General features: G+C 73.0%; 14 protein-coding genes and 2 tRNA genes. 5 read left to right on the top strand and 11 right to left on the bottom strand.

Annotated elements, in window-relative coordinates:
• Positions 1-20: 20 nt before the first annotated feature.
• From ACFWV2_RS20395 to pgsA, 3 genes are read right to left on the bottom strand one after another with little or no spacing between them, the layout of a single operon-like run.
• Entirely contained in the window at positions 21-1,172 is a 1,152-nt protein-coding gene (locus ACFWV2_RS20395; protein WP_384406382.1) for a glycosyltransferase family 4 protein, read from the bottom strand.
• Positions 1,169-2,071: a phosphatidylinositol mannoside acyltransferase gene (locus ACFWV2_RS20390; RefSeq protein ID WP_384406410.1), complete on the bottom strand. Its 903-nt coding sequence runs from the start codon at positions 2,069-2,071 to the stop codon at positions 1,169-1,171. The genes ACFWV2_RS20395 and ACFWV2_RS20390 overlap by 4 nt, the downstream gene beginning before the upstream one ends.
• Positions 2,072-2,088: 17 nt before the next feature.
• Positions 2,089-2,751, bottom strand: coding sequence for a phosphatidylinositol phosphate synthase (pgsA, locus tag ACFWV2_RS20385; protein ID WP_384406381.1), 663 nt, complete (start codon positions 2,749-2,751; stop codon positions 2,089-2,091).
• Positions 2,752-3,024: 273 nt separating this feature from the next.
• On the opposite strand from pgsA, the gene ACFWV2_RS20380 reads away from it, so the two are divergent.
• Both ACFWV2_RS20380 and ACFWV2_RS20375 read left to right on the top strand, forming a co-directional pair.
• On the top strand, positions 3,025-5,232 hold the full coding sequence (locus tag ACFWV2_RS20380) for an elongation factor G-like protein EF-G2 (protein WP_384406380.1): 2,208 nt from the start codon (positions 3,025-3,027) through the stop codon (positions 5,230-5,232).
• A gap of 254 nt (positions 5,233-5,486) precedes the next feature.
• On the top strand, positions 5,487-7,145 hold the full coding sequence (locus ACFWV2_RS20375; protein ID WP_384406379.1) for a hypothetical protein: 1,659 nt from the start codon (positions 5,487-5,489) through the stop codon (positions 7,143-7,145).
• Positions 7,146-7,262: 117 nt separating this feature from the next.
• Here ACFWV2_RS20375 and ACFWV2_RS20370 read toward each other — a convergent pair whose 3' ends face one another.
• The 4 genes from ACFWV2_RS20370 to ACFWV2_RS20355 form a co-directional block, all read right to left on the bottom strand.
• Positions 7,263-7,826: an HIT family protein gene (locus tag ACFWV2_RS20370; RefSeq protein WP_384406378.1), complete on the bottom strand. Its 564-nt coding sequence runs from the start codon at positions 7,824-7,826 to the stop codon at positions 7,263-7,265.
• Between the two features lie 143 nt (positions 7,827-7,969).
• Complete coding sequence (gene thrS, locus ACFWV2_RS20365; protein ID WP_360792567.1) at positions 7,970-9,946, bottom strand: threonine--tRNA ligase; 1,977 nt, start codon at positions 9,944-9,946, stop codon at positions 7,970-7,972.
• A 254-nt stretch (positions 9,947-10,200) separates the two neighbouring features.
• Positions 10,201-11,520: a hypothetical protein gene (locus ACFWV2_RS20360; protein WP_384406377.1), complete on the bottom strand. Its 1,320-nt coding sequence runs from the start codon at positions 11,518-11,520 to the stop codon at positions 10,201-10,203.
• Entirely contained in the window at positions 11,520-12,095 is a 576-nt protein-coding gene (locus ACFWV2_RS20355; RefSeq protein WP_384406376.1) for a DUF4365 domain-containing protein, read from the bottom strand. Before ACFWV2_RS20355 ends, ACFWV2_RS20360 begins: the two co-directional genes overlap by 1 nt.
• Before the next feature lie 121 nt (positions 12,096-12,216).
• Between ACFWV2_RS20355 and ACFWV2_RS20350 the strand changes: the two genes are divergently transcribed.
• On the top strand, positions 12,217-12,945 hold the full coding sequence (locus ACFWV2_RS20350) for a 3'-5' exonuclease (RefSeq protein WP_384406375.1): 729 nt from the start codon (positions 12,217-12,219) through the stop codon (positions 12,943-12,945).
• A 48-nt stretch (positions 12,946-12,993) separates the two neighbouring features.
• Here ACFWV2_RS20350 and ACFWV2_RS20345 read toward each other — a convergent pair.
• Together ACFWV2_RS20345 and ACFWV2_RS20340 are read right to left on the bottom strand one after the other, a co-directional pair.
• Positions 12,994-13,065, bottom strand: a tRNA-Val gene (locus ACFWV2_RS20345).
• A 39-nt stretch (positions 13,066-13,104) separates the two neighbouring features.
• Entirely contained in the window at positions 13,105-13,551 is a 447-nt protein-coding gene (locus ACFWV2_RS20340) for an SRPBCC family protein (RefSeq protein WP_384406374.1), read from the bottom strand.
• Positions 13,552-13,643: 92 nt separating this feature from the next.
• Between ACFWV2_RS20340 and ACFWV2_RS20335 the strand changes: the two genes are divergently transcribed.
• Positions 13,644-16,184, top strand: a complete 2,541-nt coding sequence (locus ACFWV2_RS20335; RefSeq protein WP_384406373.1) for an SCO7613 C-terminal domain-containing membrane protein — start codon at positions 13,644-13,646, stop codon at positions 16,182-16,184.
• A 49-nt stretch (positions 16,185-16,233) separates the two neighbouring features.
• On the opposite strand, the gene ACFWV2_RS20330 is transcribed toward ACFWV2_RS20335, so the two are convergent.
• Both ACFWV2_RS20330 and ACFWV2_RS20325 read right to left on the bottom strand, forming a co-directional pair.
• Positions 16,234-16,308 (bottom strand) — tRNA-Val (locus tag ACFWV2_RS20330).
• A gap of 54 nt (positions 16,309-16,362) precedes the next feature.
• Positions 16,363-16,785 carry a TIGR02611 family protein gene (locus ACFWV2_RS20325; protein ID WP_384406372.1) on the bottom strand — a complete coding sequence of 141 codons (423 nt, stop codon included), beginning with the start codon at positions 16,783-16,785 and terminating at the stop codon, positions 16,363-16,365.
• A 190-nt stretch (positions 16,786-16,975) separates the two neighbouring features.
• Between ACFWV2_RS20325 and ACFWV2_RS20320 the strand changes: the two genes are divergently transcribed.
• Positions 16,976-17,389, top strand: coding sequence for an SsgA family sporulation/cell division regulator (locus tag ACFWV2_RS20320; RefSeq protein ID WP_015032345.1), 414 nt, complete (start codon positions 16,976-16,978; stop codon positions 17,387-17,389).
• Positions 17,390-17,559 lie beyond the last annotated feature (170 nt).

Raw genomic sequence — 17,559 nt, 5'->3', positions numbered from 1 at the left:
GCCCGGCGGAACGGCGGGTCCTACAGCCCCAGCCGGGTGCGCAGGCTCACGCGTTCGTCCGTGTCCACCGCCGCCGCCCCCGCCGTCACCGTCTCGTACACGGAAAGGACGTCCGCCCCCACCGTCGTCCAGTCGAAGCGGCGCACGTGCGCCGAGCCCCGGGCGCTCAGGCCGGCGCGGCGTTCCTCGTCGCCCAGGAGGCGGATCGCCGCGTCCGCGAGGGCGTCCGCGTCCTCGTTGGCGAAGAGGTCGCCCGCCGCGCCCTGGTCGAGGACCTGGGCGAAGGCGTCGAGGTCGGCGGCGAGGACCGGCGCCCCGGCCGACAGCGCCTCGACGAGGATGATGCCGAAGCTCTCCCCGCCGGTGTTGGGCGCCACGTACACGTCGACACTGCGCAGCAGCCGCGCCTTGTCCTCGTCGCTGACCATGCCGAGGAACTCCACCCGGGACCGCAGCTCGCGCGGCAGCGAGGCCACCGCCTCCTCCTCGTCCCCGCGTCCGGCGACGAGGAGCCGCGCGCCGGGCCGCTCGGCGAGGATCCTGGGAAGGGCCCGCATGAGGACCGGCAGGCCCTTCCTCGGCTCGTCGATGCGTCCGATGAAGCCGAGGGTCTCGCCCTGCCACTCCTTCTTCGGTTCGGCGCGGGCGAAGAAGTCCACGTCGACGCCGTTGGGGATGACGACGGCGTCACCGCCGAGGTGTTCGACGAGCGTGCGCCGCGCGTACTCGCTCACGGCGATGCGGGCGCTGATCTTCTCGAGGGCGGGCTGGAGGATCGGATACGCCGCGATCATCGCCCGGGAGCGCGGGTTCGACGTGTGGAAGGTGGCCACGATCGGCCCCTGCGCGGCCCAGCAGGTGAGCAGTCCGAGCGAGGGCGACGTCGGCTCGTGGATGTGGACGACGTCGAAGGTGCCGTCGTGGAGCCAGCGGCGGACCCGCGCGGCGGAGAGGAAGCCGAAGTTGAGCCGCGCCACCGAGCCGTTGTACGGCACGGGGACGGCCCGGCCCGCGGAGACCACGTACGGCGGCAGCGGTGTCTCGTCGTCGGCGGGGGCGAGGACGGAGACCTCGTGGCCGAGCCGGATCAGGTGCTCGGCCAGGTCGCGGATGTGGAACTGGACGCCGCCGGGCACGTCCCAGGAGTACGGGCAGACGATGCCGATCCTCACGCCGTCCCGCCGTCCCGCTCCGGACGCTCTTCCAGGTCCGCGAGCCACAGTCGTTGCAGCATGTGCCAGTCCTCCGGGTGGTCCGCGATGCCGGCGGCGAACGCGTCGGCCAGCGCCTGCGTCATCACGACCGTCTTCTCGGCCCGCGTACCCGTCTCGGGTACGTCGACGGGCGGGTGGATCCGCCCCCTCATGACCGGCGTCTCGTCGTACCAGAGCGTCGCCGGCAGCAGCAGCGCTCCCGTCTGCTGGGCGAGCATCGCGGGTCCGCCCGGCATCCGCGTCTTCTCCCCGAAGAAGGTGACCTCGGTTCCGGAGGCCGACAGGTCGCGGTCCGCGACCAGGCAGACCAGGCCGCCCGCCCGCAGGCGCCGGGCGAGGGTGCCGAAGGCGGAGCCCCCGGCGTGCGGGAGGACCTCCATGCCGAGGGACTCGCGGTAGGCGACGAACCGGTCGAACAGCGACTCCGGCTTGAGCCGCTCCGCGACCGTGGTGAACGGCACGCCGAGGGCGCGGGGCACCCACGCCCCCGCGAGGTCCCAGTTCGCCAGGTGCGGCAGGGCGACGACGACCCCGCGACCGGCGGCCAGCCCCTCCTTCAGGTGGTGGACGTCCTTGAGGTCCACCCCGTGCTCGACCCGCTCCGCGCTCCAGGTCGGCAGCCGGAAGGACTCCATCCAGTACCGCATGTACGAGCGCATGCCGGCCTTGGACAGCTCGGCGAGGCGCTCGGGCGTGGCGTCGGGCACCACGCGCGCGAGGTTGGCCTCGAGACGCAGGACGCTCGGGCCGCGCCGCTTCCACACGAGGTCGGCGATCCGCCGTCCCAGGGCCGTGGCCACCGGCTCGGGCAGCTTCTTCACGGTCGCCCAGCCGGCCCCGTACAGGCCGTCGCTCATCCGGTCCTTCAACGTGCTCACGATGCCGCCCCGCTCCCCCCGGCCGCGGCGGCGTCCGCCTCGGCCGATTCCCGTCGTACGGTCACGACCCGCTGCCCCAGGGTCACGGCGCTGCCGACGGCCACGACCCAGAGCGCGATCGGGAGCAGCACCTCGACGCCGGGCACGCCGAACGTGCTCAGTCCTGCGAGGCCGGCGGCGACCAGGGAGATCACCAGGCGCTCGGCGCGCTCGACCAGGCCGTTCACGGCGACGGGCAGGCCGATCGACTCGCCGCGCGCCTTCGTGTACGAGACGACCTGACCGCTCGCCAGGCAGAAGATCGCCACGGCGCACAGCACGTTGTCGTCGCCCTTGCCCGCGTACCAGAGCGCGAAGCCGCCGAAGATCGCGCCGTCGGCGACCCGGTCGAGCGTCGAGTCGAGGAAGGCTCCCCAGCGGCTGGAGATCCCCGCCTGCCGGGCCATGTTCCCGTCGACGAGGTCGGAGAAGACGAACAGGGTGATGACGATGGTGCCCCAGAAGAACTCGCCGCGGGGGAAGAAGACCAGCGCTCCGGCCATCACTCCCGCCGTGCCGATGAGCGTGACCGCGTCCGGGCTGACGCCCCGGCGGAGCAGAAACGCGGCGAACGGTGTGAGGACACGCGTAAAAAATGCACGCGCGTACTTGTTCAGCATGGCCTTCCCGAGGTTCGGTGGGCCGCGCGGCCCCTACGACCACCGGCTCACCCATCGTAGCCACGCGCGCCCCGGCGTACGGGCGGCACCCGCCCCCGTCGCGTCGGCGTCCCCCGGAGGACCCCTCCGTGTCCGACGGATGGACGCGCCCCGGCGTCGGTGCAAAGCTCGAAGGACCACCGCGGGCACCGCAGGAGCCGTACCGCGACACACCACTCCCCCGCGGCACCCGTCGCACCGCCGCACCGCGCGAGCAGTCGGGAGGAACACATCATGGGTGACAAGGCGAACACCGCCGCCGGGGCCGCCGGCAGGGCTCTGACGGTCGACCGGCCCACGGCCGTGCGGAACGTGGTGCTGGTCGGCCACAGCGGATCCGGCAAGACGACCCTGGTGGAGGCGCTCGCGCAGACCGCCGGGGCGCTCAACCGGGCCGGCCGGGTCGAGGACGGCGCCACCGTCTCCGACTACGACGAGATCGAGCACCGCCAGCACCGTTCCGTACAGCTCTCCCTCGTTCCGGTCGGCTGGGACGGGTACAAGATCAACCTCCTCGACACCCCCGGGTACGCCGACTTCGTCGGGGAGCTGAGGGCGGGTCTGCGCGCCGCGGACGCCGCCCTCTTCGTCGTCTCGGCCGCGCAGGAGGCCGACGCCGTCGCCGCCTCCACCCGGATGATCTGGGAGGAGTGCGCCGCCGTCGGCATGCCCCGCGCCATCGTCGTCACCCATCTCGACACCGCCCGCACCGAGTTCGACGAGCTCACCGCCGTCTGCGCCTCCCTCTTCGGCCACGACGACCCGGATGCCGTCCTGCCCCTCTACCTTCCGGTGCGCGGCGAGGAGGGCCCCGACGGGCACGCGCCCGCGACCGGCCTGGTCGGCCTGCTCTCGGAGCGGGTCCACGACTATTCCACGGGGGTGCGGCGGGAGAGCCCGCCCGACGGGAGCCTGAGGGAACTCATCGCGGAGGCACGCGCCCGGCTGGTCGAGGGGATCATCGCCGAGAGCGAGGACGAGACCCTCATGGACCGCTACCTCGGCGGTGAACAGCTCGATGTGAAGACCCTCGTCGACGACCTGGAGAAGGCCGTCGCCAGGGGCGCCTTCCATCCGGTGCTCGCGGCCGCCCCCGCCGCCGACGGCGGCACGCAGGGCCTCGGCACCCTCGAACTCCTGGAGCTGATCACCGGCGGCTTCCCCTCCCCGCTGGAACACGAGCCGCCCGCCGTCACCACCCCCGACGGCCGCCCCCGGCCCCCGATCGCCTGCGACCCCGACGGGCCCCTGGTCGCCGAGGTCGTCAGGACCGCCGCCGACCCCTACGTCGGCCGGGTCTCCCTGGTCCGGGTCTTCTCCGGCACCCTTCGGCCCGACGAGACCGTCCACGTGTCCGGTCACGGCCCGGCCGACCGGGGCCACGAGCGGCGGGAGGCGGACGAGCGGATCGGCGGACTCACCTCGCCCTTCGGCAAGCAGCAGCGGCCCTTGGCGCAGTGCATCGCCGGGGACCTCGCCTGTGTGGCCCGGCTCGGCACGGCCGAGACGGGCGACACCATCTCCGCCAAGGACGATCCGCTCCTGATGGAGCCCTGGAGCATGCCGGAGCCCCTGCTCCCGCTCGCCGTCGAGGCCCACGGCAAGGCCGACGAGGACCGGCTGTCGCAGGGCCTCGCCCGGCTGGTGGCGGAGGACCCGACCCTGCGCCTCGAACAGAACCAGGACACCGGGCAGGTGGTGCTGTGGTGCCTGGGCGAGGCCCACCAGGACGTCGCTCTGGAACGGCTCAAGGGCCGGTACGGGGTCCGGGTCGACGCCGTGCCGTACAAGGTGGCGCTGCGCGAGACCTTCGGCGGCGCCGCCGCCGGCCGCGGCCGGCACGTCAAACAGTCCGGCGGCCACGGCCAGTACGCGATCTGCGAGATCGAGGTGGAGCCGCTCCCGCCGGGCAGCGGCGTCGAGTTCGTGGACAAGGTGGTCGGCGGAGCGGTTCCGCGCCAGTTCATCCCCTCCGTCGAGAAGGGCGTACGGGCGCAGGCCGCGCGGGGTGTCGCCGCGGGCCATCCGCTCGTCGACATCCGGGTCACCCTCCGGGACGGCAAGGCCCACTCGGTGGACTCCTCCGACGCCGCCTTCCAGACGGCCGGAGCGCTCGCGCTGCGGGAGGCGGCGGCCGGGATCGCCGTCCGGCTCCTGGAGCCGGTCGCGGAGGTCCAGGTCCTCGTACCGGACGAGTACGTCGGCCCGGTGATGAGCGACCTGTCGGGGCGGCGGGGCCGGGTCGTCGGCACCGACCAGGCCGGTCCCGGGCGGACCGTGGTCCGGGCCGAGGTGCCGGAGATCGAGATCGGGCGGTACGCGATCGACCTGCGGTCCGTGTCACACGGCACCGGCCGGTTCGACCGCGCGTACGTCCGCCACGAACCGATGCCGCCGCAGCTCGCCGAGAAGCTGCGCGAAAGGGCCGGAAAGGGCGCCTGACCGACGGGGTGACAGGCGGGGTACCGACGGGGGGGCGGCCGGCCGGGCGGGTGGCCGCCGGTGTACCGGCGGGGTGGCGGCCGGGGTGGGAGCCGGGGCCGTCCGCGCCGGCATCCGGGAGCGGACGGCATTCGGCCGAGCCGTCCCACTCCGGTGACGCGTCAGGCGGTACCCGGTTACGCTGTGGTGCCCAGCTCAGAAGGTGTGCGGGGCCCGGCAGTTGGGAACAGCCCGCACAGGGGTACTCGCGCGCGATGGGGGCGGCAGTGGCGATGGACGGTTTCGGACCCGGGGCACAGATTCCCCTCCAGGGATCCGGCGGCGGTACGGGGGCGACGAACGCCCTGGCGTCCGCCGCGTACCGGGACAGTCCGCTGGACACGATCAAGGAAGCCGACAACGACCTCTACAAGTCGACCGTCAAGGAAGGGAAGTGGCACAAGCTCTTCCGCCCGGACTTCGGCGAGGCCTTCTCCCGCGCGGTCCAGGTCCGCATGCTCGGCGGCGCCCGCAAGGCCCTCATCCAGTCGTTCGGCGCGGAACCGCAGCCGGTCGTCGAGCACTGCCTCGCCGCCTCCCGCCTGCGCCGCCAGCGCGACATCAAGCTGACCATGGTCACCTTCTTCTGCGGGTTCCTCTTCCTGCCCGGCCTGCTGCTCTGGCTCGGTGTGATCCAGCTCCGCCGGATGGCCGCGGGCTCCGACAGGAAGCGCACCAGCGCCATCGGCACGGCCCTTCTCGTCGCGGCCGGGTTCCTCGCCCTGCTCGTCCTGCTGAAGCTGCCCTTCGCCGGGATCCTGCCGAACTACCTGCGCCTCATGCTCGTGGCCCCGGTCGTCGGCTGGTTCCTCGCCCGCCGGATCTGCGAGGGCACCGCCGTCGACCTCCGCGAGCGCTGGACGGCGCTGCTCAGCGGCGGTGGCATCGGCGCCAAGATCCCGGAGGCCGCGCCCCGGGACCCGGGCGAGAAGGCCGCCGAGGAGCTCCGGCAGAACCTGGAGAAGCTCGCCGCCGAGCAGCAGTCCAACATCGTGTTCTACGCGGGCGCGAAGGGCATCCTCGGTCTCGGCACGCGCTGGGGCAGCTGGACGCTCGCCGAGGAGCTGGTCCCCAAGTCCGGGCGCGAGATCCACGACTTCCGCGCCTGGGACGTCGTCCGCAAGATCCACGACCAGCTCACCCTGCTGGAGCGCGGGTCCCTCAAGACCGGCTTCCCCAAGCCGACCGTCAAGCACTGGATCGTCTCGCCCGTCGGTGAGGGCGCCGACGAGGTCACCCGCCCCGAGGGCGACAGCATCGTCCACTACCAGGTCAAGCCGCACGAGATACAGCGCATCTGCAACGACCAGCAGTTCGGCGCGGGCAACCGCCACTACCTCGGCGTGCAGTTCGCGCTCTGGGACGGGAACCTGGTGCTCACCATGATGGTCACGGTCACGTCCCTGCTCCACACCCTCCGGATCGAGGTCACGGGGCACGCCCTCGGTCCCGTCCACGGCCTGTTCGGCACGAAGCCGAAGGCGAAGACCAAGGAGGTCTCCAAGACGGTCCGCTTCTGGGAGACCCGGGAGATCACCCAGGCGTTGATGACGACCGACGAGGTCGTCCGCCTCGCGGTCCGCGCCCCGCTCACCTGGTACCCGCCGGTCCTGGACTTCCTCGGCGGCAAGCTCGTCCTGCCCGAGCCCTTCGGACTGCGGCACATCTGGGCCGGACCGCCCTGGAAGAACCGCTTCATGGCCGACGACGCGATCCGCATGGCGACGCCGGTGCTGCGGGCGGTCCACGCCGCGACCATCGCGATGCTCGACGAGCACAACGTGGACACGGAGCGCTTCACCAACCGCTCCCTCGTCCTCGGCGGCGGCGTCCAGGAACCCGCCCCGAAGAAGGCCGACGTCTACGACGCCTAGGCCACGACCGGGACGCCGGCGCGACCGGCACCAGGGCGTACCCGGGGCCCAGGGCGTGTCCGGGACCCGGGGCGTACCCGGCACAGGGGCGTACCCGGCACCAGGGCGTGCCCGGGATCAGATGGTGGCCGGCCAGGCGTCGGCCAGCATCTTCCGGGTGTCCGCGAGCAGCTGCGGCAGGATCTTGGTGTGACCGACGACCGGCATGAAGTTCGTGTCCCCGCCCCAGCGCGGCACCACGTGCTGGTGCAGATGCGCGGCGATGCCGGCGCCCGCGACGGCGCCCTGGTTCATGCCGATGTTGAAGCCGTGCGCGCCGGACGCCGCCCGCAGCGCGACCATCGCGCGCTTGGTGAAGTCGGCGAGCTCCGCCGTCTCCGCGACGTCCAGATCCGTGTAGTCGGCGACATGGCGGTAGGGGACGACCATGAGGTGCCCGCCGTTGTACGGGTACAGGTTGAGGACCGCGTACACGCTCGCACCGCGCGCGATCACCAGGCCGTCCTCGTCCGACTTCGCCGGGATCGAGCAGAACGGACAGCCGTCCTCGGCCCCCGGCCCGGTCGGCTTGTTCTCGCCCTGGATGTACGCCATCCGATGAGGCGTCCACAGGCGCTGGAACGCGTCCCGCGTCCCCACTCCGATCTGCTGCTCCGGCTCAGTCGTCATGCCGAGCAGCATATTGCGTCGCCCGTTCGGAACGTGTCGCCGGGGCGGAGGATCCATGGGGCGGCCATCCTGTTCCGATCCCCGGCCGTGCACCCGGCAGGACGAGGAGAGGCCCCCGGGGGGATTCCCCGGGGGCCTCCTTAACACTCGCGGCGTCACACCTGGACGCGGTCCTCGACGATCTTGGCGAGCTTGGCGATGGCCTCGTCGACGGGAATGCCGTTCTCCTGCGAACCGTCGCGGTAGCGGAAGGAGACGGCGCCCGCGGCCATGTCCTCGTCACCCGCGATGACCATGAACGGGACCTTCTGCTTCTGCGCGTTGCGGATCTTCTTCTGCATCCGGTCCGACGAGGAGTCGACCTCCACCCGCAGACCCCGCTTCTTCGCCTGGGCGGCGAAGTCGTGCAGGTAGTCGACATGCGCGTCGCCGATCGGGATGCCGGTCGCCTGGACCGGCGCCAGCCACGGCGGCATCGCGCCCGCGTAGTGCTCGAGGAGCACGGCGAAGAAACGCTCGATCGAGCCGAACAGCGCGCGGTGGATCATGACCGGGCGCTGCTTGGTGCCGTCCGGCGCGGTGTACTCCAGGTCGAAGCGCTCCGGCAGGTTGAAGTCGAGCTGCACGGTCGACATCTGCCAGGTGCGGCCGATGGCGTCCCGCGCCTGCACCGAGATCTTCGGGCCGTAGAACGCGGCGCCGCCCGGGTCGGGGGTGAGCGGCAGGCCCTGCTTCTCGGCGACCTGCTGGAGGACGGCGGTGGCCTCCTCCCACACCTCGTCGGAGCCGACGAACTTCTCCGGGTCCTTGGTGGACAGCTCCAGGTAGAAGTCGGTCAGACCGTAGTCGCGGAGCAGGTTGAGGACGAAGGTGAGGGTCTTGTCGAGCTCCTCCGCCATCTGCTCCTTGGTGCAGTAGATGTGAGCGTCGTCCTGGGTGAAGCCGCGGGCGCGGGTGAGACCGTGCACGACGCCGGACTTCTCGTACCGGTACACGGTGCCGAACTCGAAGAGGCGCAGCGGCAGTTCACGGTACGAACGTCCGCGCGCGTCGAAGATCAGGTTGTGCATCGGGCAGTTCATGGGCTTGAGGTAGTAGTCCACGCCCTCGTCGAGCTGCATGGGGGGGTACATGCCCTCGGCGTACCAGTCGAGGTGGCCCGACTTCTCGAACAGCTTGCCCTTGGTGGCGTGCGGCGAGTAGACGAACTCGTAGCCCTCCTCCTCGTGCCGCTTGCGCGAGTAGTCCTCCATGACCCGGCGGATGATGCCGCCCTTGGGGTGGAAGACGGCGAGGCCGGAGCCGATCTCGTCCGGGACGGAGAAGAGGTCGAGCTCGTTGCCCAGCTTGCGGTGGTCGCGCTTCTCGGCCTCGGCGAGGAAGTCGAGGTGGGCCTTCAGCTCCTCCTTCGACGGCCAGGCGGTGCCGTAGATGCGCTGGAGCATCGGGTTCTTCTCGCTGCCGCGCCAGTAGGCGGCGGCGTTGCGCATCAGCTTGAACGCCGGGATGTTCCGGGTGGTCGGCAGGTGCGGACCACGGCAGAGGTCCTTCCAGCACAGGTCGCCGGTCTTGGCGTCGAGGTTGTCGTAGATGGTCAGCTCGCCGCCGCCCACCTCGACGTTCGCGCCGTCGTCGGTCGAGGCCGAACCCTTGATGCCGATGAGCTCCAGCTTGTACGGCTCGTCCGCCAGCTCGGCGCGGGCGTCCTCGTCGGTCACCACGCGGCGGGCGAAACGCTGGCCGCGCTTCTGGATCTCCTGCATCTTCTTCTCGATGACCTTGAGGTCCTCGGGGGTGAAGGGCTTCTCGACGTCGAAGTCGTAGTAGAAGCCGTCCCGGACCGGCGGGCCGATGCCCAGCTTGGCCTCGGGGAAGAGCTCCTGCACGGCCTGCGCCATGACGTGCGCGGTCGAGTGGCGCAGGATGTCGAGACCGTCCGGGGAGGAGATCTCGACGCCCTCGACGACATCGCCGTCGGAGAGCTCGTACGACAGGTCCTTCAGCTCGCCGCCGACGCGGGCGGCGATGACGGTGCGGTCGTCGGCGAACAGGGCGCCGGCGGTGGTGCCCGCGCTCACCGCCCTCTCCTCTGCTTCCGAGGCGGACTGGACGGTCACACGGACATCAGACACAGGTACTCCATACATAGGGGCGCGGGCAGGCACGAGGTGCCGGCGCCGGTGACGCGCGACAGAGACGAGGTGCCGCGCTCCCCTGATCCTAAGGGCTCGGTTCGCCTCCGGGACGTTGGAGGCGGGCTCACAGCCCCGACCGTGCTCGCCTCCTTCGCCCTCAGGAGGCTCCGCGCGCTCGGGGCTGTTCCCCCGGCGCGCCCCTTCGGCTCAGTCGCCCGGCGCCGCAGGCGGACGCACCGGGGACCCGCGGGTCAGGTCTCGTCCGGGCCGCAGGCCTCCTCGAAGAAGTCGAGGTTCTCCTGGAGGGCCTTCATCAGCCGGTCCCGTTCCGTCTCGTCCACCTGTACGGGGACGACCCCGGACGCGTCGGTGAGGCGGCGGAAGCCGCCCCGGCTCTCCAGACGGCCCACCACCCGGATCGGGAGCCCCACGAGATGGGCGTGGCCCGCCGTGCGGTACGCCTCCTCGTCGAGGGTGACGCGGACGTGCGGGACCTCCGCCCCGGCGAGCACCCGGAGGCGTACGGTGCCGTCGCCGCGCGGCCCGGAGCGGCGCATGCGGACGACGGCGCCGGTGATCCGGACCGGCACGGAGGGTTCGTCGGTGAGGTAGCGGGCGCTCGCCTCGCGTAGCGCGGGCAGGTCGCCCGGGGAGAACTCGACCGGTTCGGGCCGGGCGGCGCAGCCCTCGGGCGCGCCGGCGGACGGCGCCCATTCCAGGGCGACGCGTGCGCCTTCGGTGCCGCGGACGAGGGCGACGAGGGCCTCGGTGAGTTCGCGGCTGACGCCCGCCCCGACGGCGGCCTCGAAGGCCTCCATGCCGCCGGTGGCCCGCTGGTAGTCGGTGGCCTCGCGGGCCGCGTGGAGCGCGTGGTGGAGCCGGACCGCGACGGGGCGGCCCGGTGCGACCGGCAGGAAGGCGGTGAGGCCGCGCCCGTCGGGGGCCGCGCCGACGACGACGGTCTCCAGGGAGGCCTGGGCGGCGCGCCGGTGCCGGGCCCCGTAGTAGCCGGCCCGGCCGCGTACGGCGAGCGCGCCGGCGAGGAGCAGTTGCCGGGCGGCCGACCTGAGCTGTTCCTGCACGGTCCAGGGGACGGTGCCGGCGGGGCCCGGGGGCACGTCGCGCCACCAGCGGATCTCGTCGCTGGGCACGGCGAGGCCGGTGAGGACCTCGCGGGCGGAGGGGGTGGCGCTGCGGGCGAGGGCGGTGAGCGCCTCGCCGATGAGGTCCTCGCAGTCCGGGAAGGCGCGGCTCTCGGGGACGAGGAGGCTGGTGCCGGCCCCGTTTCCGGGCGGGGTCCAGCGGCTGTAGCGGCCGGCCGCGCCGCCGCGCCGCCGCCACCCGTGGCGGGCGAGGAGGGCGCCGAGGACGCGCGGGTCGACCCGGCCGGGGTCGGGTGCGCCATGGCCGTCGGCCCAGGGTCCGGTGGGCGGGGCCGGGACGCCGGTCCAGTGACCGGGGGTGTCACCGGGCGCCGGGTGGGGCCGGTAGGGCGGGGGTACGGGGACGGGGCCGCCCGCGGTCCCGTCGCCTTCGTCCCCGAACCCGGGTTCGTCGATCGGTCGGTGCATCAAGGTCTCCCTCCCACGCCGACCCGGGTCATGATCTCGCAGAGCGCCCGGTCGTCGAAGATCCGCGCCGTGGGGATGCGCACGGTGGTCCTGTGGCGTCCCGTGACCGGCTGTCCGGCCAGGTTGATCCAGTAACAGCAGTGCCGCAGGTCGAGCCGGTCGTGACTCGCTCTCAGCCAGTCCTCCGGTGACCTCGGGACGAGCATCACGACGAGGATCTTGTGCACGGACACCGGGGTCCTGGCGAGCTTCACCAGGTGGTCGTTGTCGAGGGTGAACGAGAACGCCGCGGACGTGCTCCCGGGCGGGCGCGGCGGTGTCTGGTACGTGCACTTGAGCTGCACCTTGATGGTCACCTCGTCATCGACGGTGTGTCCAGGAGAGCCGTGGCTCACGTGCCAGTCGATGCCGTTGTCCGGAAAGGGCTGGGACAGCGAGCAGCCGGCCGCGGCGGCGACGGCGTGCAGGTATCCCACCTGGAGGGTCTCCATGCAGGCGGTGGTGGCGAGTGAGCCGCGCGTCGGTGCCATCCCCTGGGGCGGCAGCCCTCCCGACTCGGGCTGGGCGAGCGCCATGTCTGTTCCCTTCCCCGTCCCTTGTGTTGTGACCGGTCCGCGTACGACGCAAACAGTCCGGGTATCACCGTTTCGGGGCAGGGGGTTGGCCATCTGCCGCACGTGTGCAGGGAGTTCAGGGATGACAATGCAGTGGTACGAGGGGCCCCTGGCCGCTTTCGACACGGAGACCACGGGAGTCGACGTCGAGGGCGACCGGATCGTGTCGGCCGCCCTCGTCGTGCAGGACACGGCGGCGGCACGGCCGAGGGTGACGCGCTGGCTGGTCAATCCGGGCATACCGGTGCCCGAAGGGGCCACCGCGGTACACGGCCTGACGGACAATCACCTCCAGCGTCACGGCCGTTGGCCGGCCCCGGTGATGGAGGAGCTGGCGCGGGCGCTGGCCGAGCAGGTCGCGGCGGGCCGTCCGCTGGTGGTGATGAACGCGCCGTTCGATCTGACGATCCTCGACCGCGAGCTGCGCAGGCACCGGGCGTCCACGCTCGGCGACTACCTGCCGGGCACCCCTCTGTGCGTGCTCGATCCGCGGGTCCTGGACAAGCATCTGGACCGCTACCGCAAGGGACGCCGGACGCTCGCGGACCTCTGCGCGCACTACGAGGTGGAGTTGACGGGGGCGCACGACGCGGCGGCGGACGCGACGGCGGCGCTCGACGTCGTACGGGCGGTGGCGCGGCGCTTCTCGTCCCGGCTCGAACGGCTGAGCCCGGCCGAGCTGCACACGCTGCAGGCGGTGTGGCACGCGGCGCAGGCGCGGGGCCTCCAGGCGTGGTTCACCCGGCAGGGAACACCGGAGACCGTGGACCCGGCGTGGCCGCTGCGGCCGGAAATGCGCACGGCGGCGTGACACATGACAGAGGCCGGTCCGTCTCGCGACGGACCGGCCTCTACCCGGTGGGCGATACTGGGATCGAACCAGTGACCCCTTCGGTGTGAACGAAGTGCTCTCCCGCTGAGCTAATCGCCCGGGAACGGGTTGAACCATACAGGCCCTCGCACCTCTCGTTCAAACCGATAGGAGGCGGGTGGCGAGTCCCCGCCGTCCCCCGCGCATCATCAGGGCGTGGTTGAGGCGGAAGAGGGGCCGGCCGGGTACGGCGAGGGTCCGCAGGAGGCGGGCGCGGACCTCGACCTCCTGCTCGTACACGACACGCGTCCCGGGCCCCTCCGGGGTGACGGTCCAGCGGACCCGGCCGTCCAGGTCGCCGCCGAGGGCGATCTCCAGGACCCGGGCGGCCGGGTCGCCGCGCAGGGCCCGGACGGTGACGGCGATCTCGTACGGGAGCAGGGACCGGAAGCGGGCGGTGCCGGTGGTGTCGTCGACGCGGACGACCTCGCGCACCTGGGGCCACCAGCGGGGGTACTCCTCGGGGCGTTCGAGGACGCCGTAGACGGCGTCGGGCGGGGCGGCGAGCCGCCAGACGCTGCGGAAGCGGTACCGGCACCAGTCCATGCCCCCAGTGTGGGGGTACTCAGCCGCCGGGCGCCGGAAGATGAGTACCGGGACGCATTCCCGCCCCGTGTGGCCGGGGCCACACTCCGGATATGGACAACTCACTGCCGCCCGCGGACGAGCTGGTGCTCGTGGACCGCGAGCTGGCGCAACTCGACGCACGCCGGTCCCAGTTGCTGGCGCGGCGGGCCTGGCTGCTCCAGGTGCTGTACGCCCCGGTCGCGTCGGCGGCGCCGCGGCCGCGGCCGCCGGTGGCGGACGCGACCCCGCGGAGCGCGCAGAACGTTCTGCTGACGCTGGGCGGCACCCTGCTGACGATCGCGGCGGTCGCCTTCACCCTGGTGAGCTGGGGCTCGATGGGCATCGGGGGTCGCGCCGCGGTCCTGTGCGTGGTGACCTCCGCCGCTCTGGTGGCGCCGGCGGCGCTGCTGCGCAGGAGCCTGGTGTCGACGGCGGAGTCGGTGGCGGCTCTCGGCCTGGTCCTGATGGTGCTCGACGCGTACGCGCTGCACCGGGTGGCGCTGCCGGGGACGGACGGCCTGGGGTACACGGCCGCGGCCGCCGCGGTCCTCGCGGGCGCGTGGACCGCGTACGGCTCGGCACTGTCCCGGCTGCGGATCCCGCTGCCGGTGGCCGTCGTCGCCGGACAGCTGCCGCTGCCGCTGGGAGCCCTCGCGGCGGGCGGCGGGCCGACGGCCTTCGCGTGGGCGGCACTGGTGACGGCCGCCGTGGACGGGGCGGTGGTGCTGTGGGCGCGACCGCAGTCGGTCCGGATCACGGCCGCCACGGGTGCGGTGGTCCTGGGCGGCTGGGCGCTCCTGACGGGTGGCTGGCTCTCCGTCGCCTCGCCGTGGAGCGGTGCGGCGCTGCTGCTCGCGGGCGCGGCGGTGTCCTTGTACGTGGCCTGGCGCACGCCCGCCCTCGCGGTGGCCGCCGCGGCGGTCGCGGGCCTGGCGACGGTGACGGCCCTCGGCGGCCTGCTCCGCACCGCGGTCCCGGCGGACTGGGCGGTGCCGGGGTACGTGCTGTGCGCCCTGGCCCTGGCATCGCTGGGACGCGCGGGTACGGCATCGCCCACCGGGAGCGGCGCGGTGAGCACGGCCTCGGCCGGTGCCGGGGCGTCCGGCGGCGGGCACGTCGGCGTGGTCGCCGGGCCGACGGCCGGTGGTCGTCCGCTGCCGCGCGGGGTTCGGCTCGGACTGGCCGGGGCGGGGGCCGGGGTGGCGGCGCTGGGGGTCGTGTGGGCGCTGCCGCCGGTGGTCGCCGGGCTGTTCGGGCCGATGGCCCGTACGACGGACGTGTGGTCGGGTGAGCACACCGGGCGCGTCCTGACGTCGTACCCGGCGACGGCGGCCCTGGTCCTGGCGGTGGCCGTCGCCGCCCTGGCCGCCGTTCCCCGGCTGTGGGCCCGGTGCGGGGCCCTCGCTCTGGCCTGGGCGCTCCTGACCGCCCTGCCGGTCTCCCTCGACCTGCCGTACGCGGTGACGCTCGCCGTCCAGCTCCTGACGGCCGCGGCGGCCCTCGGGATCGCCGTCCGTCCGGACCCGCTGACCCGCGGCCTGCCCGCGCCCGGCCACCCGGAGGCGGGGGCGCCGACCGGACCGGCGACGCCCTGGGCTCCGTGGGTACCCCAGTGGCCCGGCGCGCGGACGCCCGTGATGGAGCCGGGTGCCGTCCTCGGGTGGTGCGCGTACGGGGGCGGGCTCGCGTCCGCCGTCAGCGCCGTCGCCCTGGCCCTCGACGTACGGGGAGCCACGTTCGTCGTCCTGGGGGCGGTGTCGGCTCTCCTCACGGCCGTGACGGCGCTCGGTACGGACGCGCGCCGCCTGGTCGCCGCCTCGGGCGCGGTCCTCTCCGCGGCGGGGCTGGTGTGGGCGGTGGCGGCGGCCGGGGGCTTCGAGGACCACTGGACGGCTCTCGCGTTGCTCGTGGTCCCGGCGGTAACCGCTGCCGTGGGCGCCTGGACCCGCCCGCGTGCGGTGGCCCTGACGGTGGAGATCACCGGCGCGGTCGTGGCGCTTCCGGCGGTCGGTCTCGCCGCGTCCCGGCCGGCGTTCCTGGCGCTCGCGCTGGCCCTCGGCGGAGTGATCGCGGCGGCGACGGCGGTACGTCCGGAGCGGCGGCGGTTCGCCTCCTGGACGGCGGCGGCGCTGTTCCTGCTCGCCGCCTGGGTGCGGCTCGGGGCCTGGGAGGTGACGACGCCGGAGGCGTACACGATCCCGGTGACCGTGCCCGCGCTCTTCTTCGGCTTCCTGCGTCGGCGCCGGGACCCCGAGGCCTCGTCCTGGACGGCGTACGGCCCCGGGCTCGCGGCGACGCTGCTGCCGAGCCTCCTGGCGGCCTGGACGGACCCGGAGTGGTTCCGCCCGCTGGCCCTGGGGGCGGCGGCCCTGGCGGTGACGCTGGTCGGCGCGCGGTTCCGGCTCCAGGCCCTGCTGGTCCTCGGCGGCGGGGTGCTGGCCCTGGACGGGCTGCACGAGCTGGCGCCGTACGTGGTGCAGGTGGTGGGCGCGCTGCCGCGCTGGCTGCCGCCGGCCCTGGCCGGGCTGCTGCTGCTCGCGGTGGGCGCCACCTACGAGCAGCGGCTGCGGGACGCCAGGAGGCTCCGGGACCGGGTCGCGCGGATGCGGTGAACGCCGAAGGCCCGGAGACGGTGATCCGTCTCCGGGCCTTCGGACCGGGTGGTGGGCGATACTGGGTTCGAACCAGTGACCCCTTCGGTGTGAACGAAGTGCTCTCCCACTGAGCTAATCGCCCCGGTGCACCGCAAACATTACCGCATGTCAGCGGGGCTCCCGCACCAGCCGATGGTCACTGGTCGATCCTCCACGGCATGACGAAGCCGAACTTCCAGAGGTAGAAGCCGAGCAGGACGGCGATGATCACCAGGCCGACGGTGGTGAGGATGATGTTCCTGCGGCGGACCTTCGGGTCGAGGGCTCGCTGGGCCGCCTCGGTGACCTTGCGCTTGGTCCAGCGGAGCACCAGCTGCGCCCAGACGAACTCGGTCGCCCAGATCGCCATGCCGCCGAAGATGACCAGCCAGCCGGGTCCGGGGAGCGGCAGCATGACCACTCCGGCGCCGACCACGGCGAGTCCCACGACGAAGACGCCGACCTGCCAGCTCATGTGCAGGCCTCGGCGCGACTTGATGAACTCCGGCGCGCGTGATCCCAGTTCGGCGTCCTGGCCGTCTGCGGACTCCCCGGCGCGCTCGTCACTCTCCGCATTCATGACTCCCAACCTACCGGACCGGGAGCCCTTGCCGGAATGGCGGTATTACCGCAGGTCACAGGCGCCCATACGAGCGACCTGAACACTCACAAAACCGACAGAGGGGTTTACAACGGCACCAGAGGTGGCATGTCGATTTCGCCGACGTGCGAATCCCCGAGCGCACACTGAGCGAAAGGCCCTGGCGCTTATGAACACCACGGTCAGCTGCGAGCTGCACCTGCGCCTCGTTGTGTCGAGCGAGTCCTCACTGCCTGTACCCGCGGGCCTGCGGTATGACACGGCCGATCCCTATGCCGTGCACGCCACCTTCCACACCGGAGCCGAGGAGACGGTCGAGTGGGTCTTCGCCCGCGACCTTCTCGCCGAGGGGCTGCACCGGCCCACCGGCACGGGCGACGTCCGCGTCTGGCCGTCGCGTAGCCACGGTCAGGGAGTCGTCTGCATCGCACTGAGCTCCCCCGAGGGAGAAGCCCTGCTCGAGGCCCCGGCGAGGGCCTTGGAGTCGTTCCTGAAGAGGACCGACGCCGCCGTGCCACCGGGCACCGAGCACCGGCACTTCGATCTCGACACGGAGCTCTCCCACATCCTGGCCGACAGCTGAGCCAGGCCGAGAGCCGCACGGCGCCGTCCGACTCGGGGCGACGGCGCCGCGCGAGCAGCCACACAGGCACAACCTCCGGCGCCCACCCCCCCGCCGCCCGCGCCGGGGGGGGGGCCGGGGGGTGGTCCCGGTCGCCCGAAAGTCAGCGCCAGTACGCGGGCGCCCCCCCC

Origin of the sequence: Streptomyces sp. NPDC058671 (assembly GCF_042716475.1) — a bacterium.
Taxonomy (GTDB): domain Bacteria; phylum Actinomycetota; class Actinomycetes; order Streptomycetales; family Streptomycetaceae; genus Streptomyces.
This window is presented reverse-complemented; position numbering and strand designations above follow the sequence as displayed.